The sequence below is a fragment of the Pantoea phosphatilytica genome (genome assembly GCF_051025615.1).
In the GTDB taxonomy this organism is placed as follows: Bacteria; Pseudomonadota; Gammaproteobacteria; order Enterobacterales; family Enterobacteriaceae; genus Pantoea.
Genome location: NZ_JBPFDF010000001.1, coordinates 190,590 through 202,718 on the forward strand (window position 1 = coordinate 190,590; position 12,129 = coordinate 202,718).

The 12,129-nt window shown below is 60.4% G+C and carries 13 protein-coding genes; 4 read left to right on the forward strand and 9 right to left on the reverse strand.

The features are described 5' to 3' along the window. The first annotated feature begins 70 nt into the window (after window positions 1–70). Window positions 71–475, forward strand: coding sequence for a Cu(I)-responsive transcriptional regulator (cueR, locus tag ACR6AS_RS00975; RefSeq protein ID WP_293770819.1), 405 nt, complete (start codon window positions 71–73; stop codon window positions 473–475). Here the strand turns inward: cueR and ACR6AS_RS00980 are convergent. The 5 genes from ACR6AS_RS00980 to tesA form a co-directional block, all read right to left on the reverse strand. Continuing rightward, window positions 463–909 (reverse strand): NfeD family protein, encoded by a 447-nt coding sequence (locus ACR6AS_RS00980; protein ID WP_111138978.1) that lies wholly within the window; start codon window positions 907–909, stop codon window positions 463–465. The genes cueR and ACR6AS_RS00980 overlap by 13 nt on opposite strands. Further along, window positions 909–1,823 carry an SPFH domain-containing protein gene (locus ACR6AS_RS00985; RefSeq protein ID WP_111138979.1) on the reverse strand — a complete coding sequence of 305 codons (915 nt, stop codon included), beginning with the start codon at window positions 1,821–1,823 and terminating at the stop codon, window positions 909–911. The genes ACR6AS_RS00980 and ACR6AS_RS00985 overlap by 1 nt, the downstream gene beginning before the upstream one ends. 58 nt (window positions 1,824–1,881) lie before the next feature. Next, a complete protein-coding gene (locus ACR6AS_RS00990) occupies window positions 1,882–2,739 on the reverse strand; it encodes a co-chaperone YbbN (protein ID WP_111138980.1) in 858 nt (285 codons plus the stop codon). Between the two features lie 79 nt (window positions 2,740–2,818). Beyond that, window positions 2,819–3,592 (reverse strand): SDR family oxidoreductase, encoded by a 774-nt coding sequence (locus tag ACR6AS_RS00995; protein ID WP_434160807.1) that lies wholly within the window; start codon window positions 3,590–3,592, stop codon window positions 2,819–2,821. A 30-nt stretch (window positions 3,593–3,622) separates the two neighbouring features. Beyond that, window positions 3,623–4,249 carry a multifunctional acyl-CoA thioesterase I/protease I/lysophospholipase L1 gene (tesA, locus tag ACR6AS_RS01000; protein WP_434160809.1) on the reverse strand — a complete coding sequence of 209 codons (627 nt, stop codon included), beginning with the start codon at window positions 4,247–4,249 and terminating at the stop codon, window positions 3,623–3,625. On the opposite strand from tesA, the gene ybbA reads away from it, so the two are divergent. Together ybbA and ybbP are read left to right on the forward strand one after the other, a co-directional pair. After that, window positions 4,217–4,903 carry a putative ABC transporter ATP-binding protein YbbA gene (ybbA, locus tag ACR6AS_RS01005; RefSeq protein WP_111138982.1) on the forward strand — a complete coding sequence of 229 codons (687 nt, stop codon included), beginning with the start codon at window positions 4,217–4,219 and terminating at the stop codon, window positions 4,901–4,903. The two genes, tesA and ybbA, sit on opposite strands and share 33 nt — an antisense overlap. Continuing rightward, entirely contained in the window at window positions 4,900–7,317 is a 2,418-nt protein-coding gene (ybbP, locus tag ACR6AS_RS01010; RefSeq protein WP_111138983.1) for a putative ABC transporter permease subunit YbbP, read from the forward strand. The genes ybbA and ybbP overlap by 4 nt, the downstream gene beginning before the upstream one ends. Before the next feature lie 271 nt (window positions 7,318–7,588). On the opposite strand, the gene purK is transcribed toward ybbP, so the two are convergent. The 4 genes from purK to ppiB form a co-directional block, all read right to left on the reverse strand. Beyond that, entirely contained in the window at window positions 7,589–8,653 is a 1,065-nt protein-coding gene (purK, locus tag ACR6AS_RS01015; protein WP_111138984.1) for a 5-(carboxyamino)imidazole ribonucleotide synthase, read from the reverse strand. Continuing rightward, window positions 8,650–9,156 (reverse strand): 5-(carboxyamino)imidazole ribonucleotide mutase, encoded by a 507-nt coding sequence (purE, locus tag ACR6AS_RS01020; protein WP_111138985.1) that lies wholly within the window; start codon window positions 9,154–9,156, stop codon window positions 8,650–8,652. Before purE ends, purK begins: the two co-directional genes overlap by 4 nt. A 131-nt stretch (window positions 9,157–9,287) precedes the next feature. After that, a complete protein-coding gene (lpxH, locus tag ACR6AS_RS01025; RefSeq protein ID WP_418797151.1) occupies window positions 9,288–10,004 on the reverse strand; it encodes a UDP-2,3-diacylglucosamine diphosphatase in 717 nt (238 codons plus the stop codon). Beyond that, complete coding sequence (gene ppiB, locus ACR6AS_RS01030; RefSeq protein WP_111138987.1) at window positions 10,004–10,498, reverse strand: peptidylprolyl isomerase B; 495 nt, start codon at window positions 10,496–10,498, stop codon at window positions 10,004–10,006. Before ppiB ends, lpxH begins: the two co-directional genes overlap by 1 nt. Window positions 10,499–10,709: 211 nt before the next feature. Between ppiB and cysS the strand changes: the two genes are divergently transcribed. Continuing rightward, window positions 10,710–12,095: a cysteine--tRNA ligase gene (gene cysS, locus ACR6AS_RS01035; RefSeq protein WP_111138988.1), complete on the forward strand. Its 1,386-nt coding sequence runs from the start codon at window positions 10,710–10,712 to the stop codon at window positions 12,093–12,095. The last annotated feature ends 34 nt before the right edge of the window (window positions 12,096–12,129 follow it).

The window sequence follows — 12,129 nt, forward strand, 5'->3', positions numbered from 1 at the left end:
ACCCGCAGGCCAGTTTCGATTCATGCTTAAGCATAAACCTTCCATCAAGGGGAAGGTCAAGGGGACCAGAATGAACATCAGCGATGTGGCGAAGAAGACCGGACTGACCAGCAAGGCGATCCGTTTTTACGAAGAGAAGGGGGTCGTGACCCCGCCGTTACGCAGTGAAAATGGCTACCGCCGCTACAATGCGCATCATCTTGATGAGCTGAACCTGCTGCGCCAGGCGCGGCAGGTCGGCTTTACGCTGGATGAGTGCCGTGAGCTGGTGGCGCTGTTTAACAATCCGTCACGTCACAGCGCGGATGTGAAAGCCCGCACGCTACAGAAAGCGGATGAAATCGCGGCGCATATTGAAGAACTGCATATGATGCGGGCGCGACTGCTGGCGCTGGCGGAGGCCTGTCCGGGCGATGAGGGAGCGGAGTGCCCCATCATCAACAATCTGGCCGGATGCGCGCATCAGCGGGGCTGAATACGCAGGGTGATCCCCTCTATGCCCACCACCACGACCGGCGTACCTGCGGGCAGATCCTGCTCCGCCTCTACCCGCCAGCTGCTGTCTCCGATGCGCACATGGCCGGTCCGGTTGTGCAGCGCGCTCTCCAGCGTCAGTTGCAGACCGACCATCTGCCTGCCGCGCGCGTTCAGGGCCGTGGGCGGCTGATGCGCTTCACGCTGGCGCATCCAGCGATACCACAGGAAAACGCAGACCAGCGTCAGTACGGCAAACAGCGAGCCCTGGGTGGTCCAGCTGAGCGGGACGATCCACTCAATGATGCCGACGATCAGCGCGGCCAGCCCGCTCCACAGGAGGTAACCGCTGGTGCCCAGCATCTCCGCCGCCAGCAGTAATCCGCCCAGCGTCAGCCAGAACCAGTGTGGATGCGCAATGATCCCGACCAGCATCAGCGTGTCGACTCAGTGCGTGATTCCTTCAGCAGTTCACCAATGCCCGCAATCGAACCGAGCAGACTGCTTGCCTCCAGCGGCATCATCACCACTTTACTGTTGTTGGCCTCGCCGATTTTCTGCAGCGCATCGGTATATTTCTGCGCCACGAAGTAGTTAATGGCCTGAATATCACCGGCCGCGATCGCTTCCGAAACCATCTTCGTGGCATTCGCTTCAGCCTCAGCCTGACGTTCACGCGCTTCTGCCTGCAGGAACGCCGAGGTACGTTCACCTTCGGCCTTGAGGATCTGCGACTGCTTATCCCCTTCGGCTCGCAGGATCGCCGCCTGGCGCACCCCCTCGGCCGTCAGAATATCGGCGCGCTTGGTGCGCTCCGCTTTCATCTGTGCATTCATCGCCCCCACCAGCTCCTGCGGCGGACGCACGTCGCGGATCTCAATACGGGTGATCTTGACGCCCCACGGGTTGGTTGCCTCATCCACGATATGCAGCAGGCGCGTATTGATGCTGTCGCGCTGAGAGAGCATCTCATCCAGCTCCATGCTGCCCAGTACGGTGCGCATATTGGTCATGGTGAGGTTCAGGATCGCCTGCTCAAGATTGCTGACCTCATAGGCGGCGCGTGCGGGATCAACCACCTGAATAAAGCAGACGGCATCGATGGTCACATTGGCGTTATCTTTGGAGATAATCTCCTGAGAGGGGATATCCAGCACCTGTTCCATCATGTTGATCTTACGACCGACACGATCCATGAACGGGATCACCAGGCTCAGTCCTGGCGTCAGGGTGCGGGTGTAACGGCCAAAACGCTCAACCGTCCACTGAAAGCCCTGCGGCACAATTTTGACGGTCGCCCATACCGCCACCAGCGCCAGAATAATCAGGGCGGGAATGACTGTAATCATATAACCTCCACATTGTCAGATTGACGGGCCGAGTCGCTTCGGCCCGAGGTGATGCCGGTTAGTAGAGCAGGGAGTAGAGCTGACGGCGATAACGGGCGGCAAGTGCATCGCCGGTTCCCAGCGCCGCCAGAATCTCCTGCAGCATTTTACGCGCCTGGCCATCAGCGGCATTGAGATCGGATTTGAGGAAGCTGAACAGCAGTTCCAGGGCTTCTTCGTTCCGGCCAACCTGATGCAGCTGTAACGAGAGTTTAGCAGCCAGTCCAGCGTTAGTCGGATCCGCATCCAGCTCCGATTGCAGTTGCTGAATCTCTGGCGTGTCTGCGGCCTGCTTCAGCAGGTCGATCTGCGCCATCAGGCTCTGATAGCGGGTGTCCTGATCCTGAAGCGGTACGACCTTCAGCACCGCTTCCGCTTCATCACTGCGGCTCAGGGTAATCAGCACTTCAGCCAGCAGGAAACCGATCTCGCTGGCCTGATTGCTCAGCTGCCACGCCTCTTTCAGCAGCGGCAGCGCCTCCAGCGGTTTGCCTTCCTGCATCAGCAGCATCGCCTGCTGCGCCTTCAGCTCCTCTTCACGCGGCAGGACTTTTTCCAGCAGGGCGCGGATCGCCTCTTCCGGCTGCGGCCCCTGGAAGCCGTCAACCGGCTGACCATCCTGGAACAGATAGACGGTCGGGATGGATCGCAGACCAAACTGCGCCGCTACCCGCTGCTCTCTGTCACAATCCAGTTTTGCAAGAATAAACTGCCCCGCGTACTCCTGCGCCAGGCGCTCCAGCACCGGCGTCAGCTCCAGACAGTGCTGGCTGCGCTCAGACCAGAAGTAGAACAGCACCGGCAGCTGCATCGACTGCTCAAGGGTCTGCTGCAGGTTAGATTCGTTGATGTCGACGATCGAAGCTTGTGGTGACATGAATAAGTCTCTTTGCAAAAAGTGTTCTAAGGATATGGGGCCAACTGGCCCGGCTTCAAGCGTAATTGCGCCCGGTGAATCAGTGGCTGCGCAAAATGCGATCCAGCATCCAGCCGGGCAGTAACCGTTTCAGCAGGCTCATGACATGTGCGACCACTGTCACCGGATAGCGTAAACGCGGATGAGGGCTCTCGAGTGCGTGACGCAGTTTAGGCAGAATAGCCTCCGGTGGCAGGGTAAAGCGCGCTGCGATGCCGGGATTGCGCACCGGATTATGCTGTTCGCCCTGGGTCACGTTGTCAGTAAAGCGGGTCTCAATCGGACCGGGTTCAATCAGGCTGACCCGAATCCCGCTGCTGCGCACCTCAAGCCGCAGCGCATCGCTCCAGGCCTCCAGCGCATACTTACTGGCGGCATAGGCGCCACGGCCGGGCGTCGAGATCACTCCCAGCACCGAGCTGGTGTTAATAATACGGCCATCGCCGCTGGCCCGCAGGGCTGGCAGGAGGCGCAGGGTCAGCTGATGAACGCCAAAGAAATTGCTGGAGAACTGCTGTTCCAGCTGCTGACGGGACAGCGTCCGCAGCGGACCATAGAGGCCAAATCCGGCGTTGTTAAACAGCGCCGCCAGACGGTTGTCACAGAGCGCGAGCACGGCATCCGCCGCCTGATCCACGCTCTGCGGGTCGTCGAGATCCAGCTGTACGCCCGTAAACCCCAGCGTGTTCATGCGCAGGACATCGTCCGCTTTGCGGCAGGCGGCGATGACCCGGTAACCCCGTGCCAGCAGATCCTGCGCGGCGACCAGGCCAATACCGCTGGAACAACCTGTAATCAGAATGGTTTTTTGCATTTCTTTACCCTTTTCGCGCATCCAGGCGCGCTACGGCTGCTTAACTAAGGGAGCCAGTTCTTTTGCCATCAACCCGGCAATAAACGGCTGGGCATCGGGATTGGGATGAATGCCATCCTGCTGCATCCACTCGGGTTTCAGGTAGACCTGCTCCATGAAGAAGGGCACCAGAGGAATGTTATGCTGCTGCGCTAAGCCGGGATAGATGCCGCTGAACGCCTCGGTATAGCGGCGGCCATAGTTTGCAGGCAGGCGGATCTGCATCAGCAGCGGCTTCGCGCTGGCGGCCTTGATAGCGTCAATGGCCTTGCTCAGCGTCTGCGCAATGGTATCAGGCGGAAAGCCGCGCAGACCATCATTACCGCCCAGTTCGATTAACACCCACTGGGGCTGATGCTGTTTTAATAGCGCAGGCAGACGGGCCAGCCCCTGTGCGGCCGTGTCACCGCTGATGCTGGCGTTGACCACTTTCGGTTTCTGCTGCCACTGTTTATCAAGCAGGCTGGGCCAGGCTGCAGTGGCAGACATGCGATAGCCTGCGCTCAGGCTGTCGCCCAGCACCATCAGCGTATCGGCAGCCGCCAGACGCGACACCAGCAGAAGCATCAATAACAGGAAGGGATAATGCCAGCGGAAAACATTGTTGAAGTTCATCATCTTACTAAGTCCGTCGGTCAGGGAGAGCATCAGTTAACCATCCTTACCGGAGTTGAGTTGGTTGTCAAACCAGCCGAGACCCTTGCGTTGATTGGCGAGTCCGGTTCCGGCAAATCTACCCTGCTGGGGATTCTGGCCGGGCTGGACGACGGCAGCAGCGGGGAGGTCCATCTGCTGGGGCAGCCGCTGCACCGGATGAATGAGGAGCAGCGCGCGGCCCTGCGCGCTAAACAGGTCGGTTTTGTGTTTCAGTCGTTTATGCTGGTGCCGACCCTGAACGCGCAGGAGAACGTGCAGCTGCCTTCGCTGCTGCGCGGTGACAGCGATCGCCAGAGCCGGGAGCAGGCGCGCGAGCTGCTGACGCTGCTTGGGCTGGGGGAACGTCTGCACCATCTGCCCGCCCAGCTTTCAGGCGGGGAGCAGCAGCGGGTCGCGCTGGCCCGCGCCTTCAGCGGCCGTCCGGGCCTGCTGTTTGCCGATGAACCGACCGGCAATCTCGATCGTAAAACCGGTGACCGCATCGCCGATCTGCTGTTTTCCCTGAATCGCGACTTCGCCACGACCCTGATTCTGGTGACGCACGATGAGCAGCTGGCGGCGCGCTGCGACCGTCGCCTGCGGCTGCGTGATGGCAAGCTGTGGGAGGAGCAATGATCTGGCGCTGGTTCTGGCGGGAGTGGCGATCGCCCTCGCTGCTGATTGTCTGGCTGGCCCTGACGCTGGCGGTCGCCTGCGTCCTGGCGCTGGGATCGATCAGCGATCGCATGGAAAAGGGGCTGAATCAGCAGAGCCGTGACTTTATGGCGGGCGACCGTACGCTGCGCAGTAGCGCGGCGGTGCCGGAAGCCTGGCTGGCGAAAGCGCGTGAAACCGGCCTGACGGTCAGCCGTCAGCTGACCTTTATGACCATGACCTTTGCCGGCCAGTCGCCGCAGCTCGCCTCCGTCAAGGCGGTCGATGACGCTTACCCGATGTTCGGCACGCTGCAGACTAAACCGCCAGGTCTGAGGCCGCAGGCGGGCACCGCCCTGGCCGCGCCGCGCCTGATGGCGCTGCTGAATCTGAACGTGGGCGATGTGCTGGACGTCGGAGACACCCGGCTGCGCATCAGCGGCGTGGTAATTCAGGAGCCGGATGGTGGCTTTAACCCCTTTGAGATGGCGCCGCGTCTGCTGATCAACCAGGCCGATGCCGCGAAAACCGGGGCGATCCAGCCTGGCAGCCGAATCACCTGGCGCTACAAATTCGCCGGCAATCCCGACCAGCTGGCCCGCTACGACCGCTGGATTGAGCCGCAGATCAGGGCGGACCAGCGCTGGATCAGCACTGAGAACTCAGAGGATGCCCTGGGGCGTTCGATGCAGCGTGCGCAGCAGTTTCTGCTGCTGTCGGCCCTGCTGACCCTGATGCTGGCAATTGCGGCCGTGGCGGTCGCCATGAGCCACTACTGCCGCAGCCGCTACGATCTGGTGGCGGTGCTGAAAACCCTGGGGGCCACGCACGGCGCCTTGCAGCGTCTGATCATCGGTCAGTGGCTGGCGGTGCTGCTGCTGGCGGCGATAGCCGGTGGCCTGATCGGGCAGGGCGTGGAAGCGATTCTGATGGCGATGCTGAAACCGGTGCTGCCAGCCAGCTTACCGGCGGCCAGCCTCTGGCCGTGGGTATGGGCGGTGGGCTCGCTGTTTGTGATTTCGCTACTGGTGGGGCTGCGTCCCTATCGTCTGCTGCTGGCGACGCAGCCGTTGCGGGTGCTGCGGCGCGATGCGGTAGCCAGCCTCTGGCCGCTGAAATTCTACATCCCGGTGATGGCCGCGGTTGTCATCACGCTGTTAGCCCTGCTGGTGGGCGGCAGTAAGATGCTCTGGGCGCTGCTGGCCGGTGTGGTGGTGCTGGCGGGCTTACTGGCCATTACCGGCTGGGGCACGCTGCTGCTACTTCGGCGGCTGGTGGTGCGCAGGCTGGCCCTGCGGCTGGCGATCAACCGGCTGCTGCGTCAGCCCGGCATGACGCTGAGTCAGCTCGCGGCCTTTTCGCTCTCGTTTATGCTGCTGGCACTGCTGCTGGTGATGCGGGGCGATCTGCTGGATCGCTGGCAGCAGCAGTTACCGGCGGACAGCCCGAACTTCTTCCTGCTGAACATCAGTGCGGAGCAGGTGCCGCAGGTGCGGGATTTCCTGCAGGCGCACCAGATTAAGCCCGAAATCTTCTACCCGATTGCACGGGTAAGGCTCAGTGAGCTTAACGGTAAGCCAGCGGATCCTGGTCGGGATAACGCCCTGAACCGCGAACTTAACCTGACGGCGCTGGCCGAGCGTCCGGATCACAATCCGCTGGTGGCCGGTCACTGGCCGCCAGGGGCAGGAGAGGTGTCAATGGAGGTGGAGCTGGCGGAGCGGCTGGGCGTGAAGCTCGGTGACACCCTGACGTTCGAAGGCGATACGCAGACCTTCAGTGCCCGAATCTCCAGCCTGCGTAAAGTGGACTGGGAGAGCCTGAAGCCGAACTTCTTCTTTATTTTCCCGCCGGGGGCGCTGGACAGTCAGCCGCAGACCTGGCTCACCAGCTTCCGTATGGCGGCCGATCCGGTTCTGCTGGCCCAGCTGAACCGCGCCTTTCCGACGCTGAGTCTGCTGGATATCGGCAGCATTATGCGGCAGATCGGTCAGGTGCTGACGCAGGTCAGCCAGGCGCTGGAGATCATGGTGGTGCTGGTCACCGTCTGCGGTCTGCTGTTGCTGCTGGCGCAGATTCAGGTCGGGATGCGTCAGCGTCGGCAGGAGCTGGTCGTCTATCGCACGCTGGGGGCCGGTAAGCGCCTGCTGCGCACCACGCTATGGTATGAGTTTGCTCTGCTTGGCGTGGTCTCCGGTGTTGCGGCAGCAATGGGGGCAGAAGCGGCGCTGTGGGGATTACAGACCCGCATCTTTGACTTCCCGTGGCAGCCCGACTGGACGCTCTGGCTGGCGCTGCCGTTGTGCGGCGCGCTGCTGTTATCTCTCTGCGGCGGCTGGCTGGGTATCCGGTTACTGAAAGGAAAGGCTCTGTTCAGGAAGTTCGATGCGGCGTAGCGGTCAGATTCGGGGCAGGACAGGCCGCATCCCGCCCGTTTTTACCGCTATGCAGATCAACAGGCGGAAAACCGGAGTGAGGCGTTACGCAGGAAGGATGAATTCAATCCGCTAACGGACGCCCCTCAGGGATGAGGAGCGTTATCACGCGTGACGGGCGGGCAAGGGCGTTTTTGCGATCTTTTCCCGATGTCTGCTGCTGACTGAGAGAGAACGGCACCATCATGCTGAGCGGCCCGATCAGGCCGCCCTGCACTGTCGGTGGCGGCGATCAGAGCTTCTCAACTGCCCACGCAATACCGCTGGCGTACTCTGCAGGCAACTGGGGCACCAGCGCGTTCAGCGCCATCTTAAGCCGCTTCGTGTCGCTGTCGGTCAGATTGAGATGGCCCACTTTACGGCCCGGACGCACCTCTTTGTCATACCAGTGCAGATGCACCAGCGGCTGCTGCAGCCAGCTGAGGTTTACGTCGGTGCCAATCAGGTTGACCATCGCCGACGGGGCAAAGACCACCGGCTGCGGCAGCGGCAGGCTGAGAATGGCGCGCAGATGCAGCTCAAACTGGCTGATCGAGGCGCCGTTCTGCGTCCAGTGGCCGCTGTTATGGACACGCGGCGCCAGCTCGTTAATCAGCAGTCCGTCAGGCGTGACAAAGCACTCCATCGCCATCACGCCAACATAGTTCAGCGCATGCATAATCGCACTCAGCATCGCTTCGGCCTGCTGCTGCTGCGCCCGATCCGCCTGGGGCAGGGCGACGCTGGTGCGCAGAATGCCCTCCTGATGCAGGTTATGCGTCAGCGGATAGAACACGACGTTACCATCGTGGCCGCGCGCGCCCACCAGCGAGACTTCACCGGAAAAGTTAATGCCCTGTTCAACGATGCATTCGCCGTAGCAGGCATCCGGCAGCTGGTGCGTATCACCGGCGCGCAGACGCCACTGACCGCGTCCGTCGTAACCGCCGGTGCGGCTTTTCACAATCGCCAGCTCGCCCAGGGTGTCAAACACCGCCGGCCATTCGCTGTTGTCCGACAGCAACTGCCAGGGCGCAGTGGCCAGGCCAAGCTCGTCCAGCAGCTGCTTCTGCGTCAGACGATCGGCCAGACGTGGAAAAATATCGCGGTTAACAAAGGCCGGATGGCTGGCCAGCTCGCGCGTCAGCGCGGTTTCAGGCCAGCGTTCGATCTCGGCGGTGATCACGCTGTCGGCGATCGGCAGGGCGGCAGGATCGGCGTCCAGACCTACCGGATAAACGGCGATGCCCAGAGGTTCACCCGCCTGGCGCAGCATACGACCTAACTGGCCGTTGCCCAGTACGCAAACCGGCTTCATGCTTCCTCCCGCGGATCGGGGTGGTTAAGCACCTCATCGGTCTGGCTCTGACGCCAGGTGTCGAGACGTGAGGCCAGCGCGCTGTCATGCAGCGCCAGAATCTGCGCCGCCAGCAGGGCGGCATTGGCGGCACCGGCTTTACCGATCGCCAGCGTGCCAACCGGAATACCGCGCGGCATCTGCACGATCGAGTAGAGGCTATCGACGCCGCTCAGCGCCGCGCTCTGCACCGGTACACCCAGCACCGGCACCAGGGTTTTGGCTGCCAGCATCCCCGGCAGATGGGCTGCGCCACCTGCACCCGCGATAATCACCTGAAAACCGTTGTCCGCCGCGGTTTCGGCGAAGCTGAACAGTTTATCCGGGGTGCGGTGCGCAGAGACCACTTCAACATGAAAAGGGACGTCCAGGCTGGTAAGAATGTCAGCGGCGAACTGCATGGTGGCCCAGTCACTTCTGGAACCCATAACAATGGCGATGCGAGCCGGGGCGTTGGATGACATGCGGTCAACTCCTGTGGATGAACAAACAGACCTGGCCGGGCGGACAGGTTTTGAAGGGCACCGAGAATAGCATGACAGAGGCGGAAGGAAAACGGTTGCGTCGCGCTTAATGCCGTCGGTTTAACGGCAGATCAGAAGTCAAATTCAGTGAGCTGAATGCCACTGGCGTCAAGCTGAATCATGGAACCCCGTTCGTGCCAGGCACCCAGTACCGCGCGCTGTGCCGTTTCGCCCTGCACCGCCAGCGTATGAATTGCCGGGCGGTGAGTGTGACCATGGATCAGCAGCGGCACCTGCTGGCGCAGCAGGGTGGCGACGACCGCATCCGGGTTCACATCCATGATGCTCTGAGATTTGTGCTGGTTAGCCTGCTTGCTGTCGGCCCGCATCCGCGCGGCAATCCGCTTACGGATCCGCAGAGGCAGCGCCAGAAAGAGCCGCTGGATCCAGGGATTATGCACTCTGGCGCGAAAGCGCAGATAACCCGCGTCGTCCGTGCAGAGCGTGTCACCATGCATGATCAGTACGCGCTGACCATAGAGCGTCAAGACCTGCTCTTCCGGCAGCAGCGTCATGTTGCTGGCCCGTGCAAAGCGGCGGCCCAGCAGGAAATCGCGGTTGCCATGAATAAAGTAAACCGGCACCGGCAGGGCGCGCAGGGCATCGGCAACCTGCTGATGCAGCGGATTGGGATCGTCATCGCCTATCCAGGCTTCAAACAGATCGCCGAGAATATAGAGCGCGTCGCAGTGAGGAGCTTCGCGCGCTAAAAAATGCAGAAAACCGGCGGTAATCGCCGGTTCTTCCTGACACAGATGGAGATCTGCGATAAACAGCGTGCGCGACATTACTCGCTGACGGTCACTTTCTGGATAACGACGTCATCTTTTGGCACATCCTGGTGCATACCGCTGCGGCCGGTAGAGACGGCTTTGATCTTCTCTACCACATCCATGCCTTCAACCACTTCTGCAAACACGCAGTAGCCCCAGCCCTGAACGCTTTCATCACGGAAGTTCAGGAAGTCGTTGTCAGCGACGTTGATGAAGAACTGTGCGGTCGCAGAGTGCGGCGCAGAGGTACGCGCCATAGCCAGCGTCCCTTTGGTGTTTTTCAGGCCGTTGTTCGCTTCGTTTTTGATTTCAGCTTTGGTTTCTTTCTGCTTCATGCCGGGTTCGAAACCGCCGCCCTGGATCATAAAGCCGTTGATGACACGGTGGAAAATGGTGTTGTCGTAAAAACCTTCACGGCAGTAATCCAGGAAGTTCTGTACGGTGGCCGGCGCTTTGTCATCGAACGTTTTGATTACGATATCGCCATGGTTCGTCTGGAAAGTTACCATTTTTGTTGTCCTGTAAAGGTTGTGATCAGTAGCTGAGGTCGCTCTGTTAACTGGCGTACCCCTTTTAGTCGACGGTTCTTATATCATAAATTCCGATGACGCGTCAGCAGCGCGGCGCAGTTGGCTTGCTTTGCGTCGCGCGAGCGATAAAATACGGCACAATGTCTGGATACTTAAAAGTGTCAACCACACGCGAAAACGGAACCGTTCAATGCTTAAGATTTATAACACCCTGAGTCGACAGAAAGAGGAATTCAAACCCATTCATGCCGGTAAAATCGGCATGTATGTTTGCGGCATCACGGTGTATGACCTCTGTCACATTGGTCATGGGCGGACGTTCGTGGCGTTTGATGTGGTGTCGCGCTATCTGCGCTACCTCGGGTATGAGCTTAACTATGTGCGTAATATTACGGACATTGATGACAAGATCATCAAACGTGCCAATGAAAATGGCGAAAGCATCGAAACCCTGACCAATCGTATGATTGGCGAAATGCATAACGATTTTGCCGCACTGGGTATTCTGCCACCCGATCAGGAACCACGCGCGACCCGCCATATCGCAGAGATCATTGCGCTGGTTGAAACGCTGATCGCACGCGGGCACGCCTATGTCGCGGAAAATGGTGACGTCATGTTTGATGTGCTCAGCGACACCGACTATGGCGCGCTGTCGCGTCAGGATCTGGAACAGCTGCAGGCGGGCGCGCGGGTTGAAGTGGCCGACGTGAAGCGGAATCCGATGGACTTCGTGCTGTGGAAGATGTCCAAAGCGGATGAGCCCGCCTGGCCATCACCGTGGGGCAATGGTCGCCCGGGCTGGCATATTGAGTGCTCGGCGATGAACTGCAAACAGCTGGGAAGCCACTTCGATATTCACGGCGGCGGCTCCGATCTGATGTTCCCGCATCATGAAAACGAAATCGCCCAGTCGAGCTGTGCGCATGAGGGTCCTTACGTCAATTACTGGATGCACTCCGGGATGGTGATGGTCGACCGCGAGAAGATGTCCAAATCGCTTGGCAACTTCTTCACCGTGCGTGACGTGCTGCAGCATTATGATGCGGAGACGGTGCGTTACTTCCTGATGTCCGGTCACTATCGCAGCCAGCTCAACTATGGCGAAGATAACCTGAATCAGGCGCGTGCGGCGCTGGAGCGCCTCTACACGGCGTTACGTCACACGGACAGCAGTGTCCCGGCCAGCGGTGGCGAAGCGTTTGAAGCGCGATTCCGCGCGGCGATGGATGACGATTTCAATACCCCGGAAGCCTACTCGGTGCTGTTCGACATGGCGCGTGAAGTTAACCGCCTGAAAAGCGAAGAGGGTGCCTCGGCTGATGCCCTGGCGTCGAAGCTGCGTGAGATGGCCAACGTGCTGGGCATCCTGCAGCAGGACCCTGAGCTGTTCCTGCAGAGTGGCGCGCAGGTGAATGACGAAGAGGTTGCCGAGATTGAGCACTGGGTGAAAGCCCGTGCCGATGCGCGTGCCGCCAAAAACTGGGCGGATGCAGATATCGCCCGCGACAAACTCAACGCGCTGGGCGTGATTGTCGAAGATGGGCCACAGGGCTCAAGCTGGCGTCGGAAATAGGGCGGAAGGGGCGAGCAATCGCCCTTTTTTTGCG

What these genes read in the sequence shown, in the direction of transcription:
- cueR (WP_293770819.1), top strand. Translation starts at nt 71, where the DNA reads ATGAACATCAGCGATGTGGCGAAGAAGACCGGACTGACCAGCAAGGCG.
- ACR6AS_RS00980 (WP_111138978.1), bottom strand. Translation starts at nt 909, where the DNA reads ATGCTGGTCGGGATCATTGCGCATCCACACTGGTTCTGGCTGACGCTG.
- ACR6AS_RS00985 (WP_111138979.1), bottom strand. Translation starts at nt 1,823, where the DNA reads ATGATTACAGTCATTCCCGCCCTGATTATTCTGGCGCTGGTGGCGGTA.
- ACR6AS_RS00990 (WP_111138980.1), bottom strand. Translation starts at nt 2,739, where the DNA reads ATGTCACCACAAGCTTCGATCGTCGACATCAACGAATCTAACCTGCAG.
- ACR6AS_RS00995 (WP_434160807.1), bottom strand. Translation starts at nt 3,592, where the DNA reads ATGCAAAAAACCATTCTGATTACAGGTTGTTCCAGCGGTATTGGCCTG.
- ybbA (WP_111138982.1), top strand. Translation starts at nt 4,217, where the DNA reads ATGCCAGCGGAAAACATTGTTGAAGTTCATCATCTTACTAAGTCCGTC.
- tesA (WP_434160809.1), bottom strand. Translation starts at nt 4,249, where the DNA reads ATGATGAACTTCAACAATGTTTTCCGCTGGCATTATCCCTTCCTGTTA.
- ybbP (WP_111138983.1), top strand. Translation starts at nt 4,900, where the DNA reads ATGATCTGGCGCTGGTTCTGGCGGGAGTGGCGATCGCCCTCGCTGCTG.
- purK (WP_111138984.1), bottom strand. Translation starts at nt 8,653, where the DNA reads ATGAAGCCGGTTTGCGTACTGGGCAACGGCCAGTTAGGTCGTATGCTG.
- purE (WP_111138985.1), bottom strand. Translation starts at nt 9,156, where the DNA reads ATGTCATCCAACGCCCCGGCTCGCATCGCCATTGTTATGGGTTCCAGA.
- lpxH (WP_418797151.1), bottom strand. Translation starts at nt 10,004, where the DNA reads ATGTCGCGCACGCTGTTTATCGCAGATCTCCATCTGTGTCAGGAAGAA.
- ppiB (WP_111138987.1), bottom strand. Translation starts at nt 10,498, where the DNA reads ATGGTAACTTTCCAGACGAACCATGGCGATATCGTAATCAAAACGTTC.
- cysS (WP_111138988.1), top strand. Translation starts at nt 10,710, where the DNA reads ATGCTTAAGATTTATAACACCCTGAGTCGACAGAAAGAGGAATTCAAA.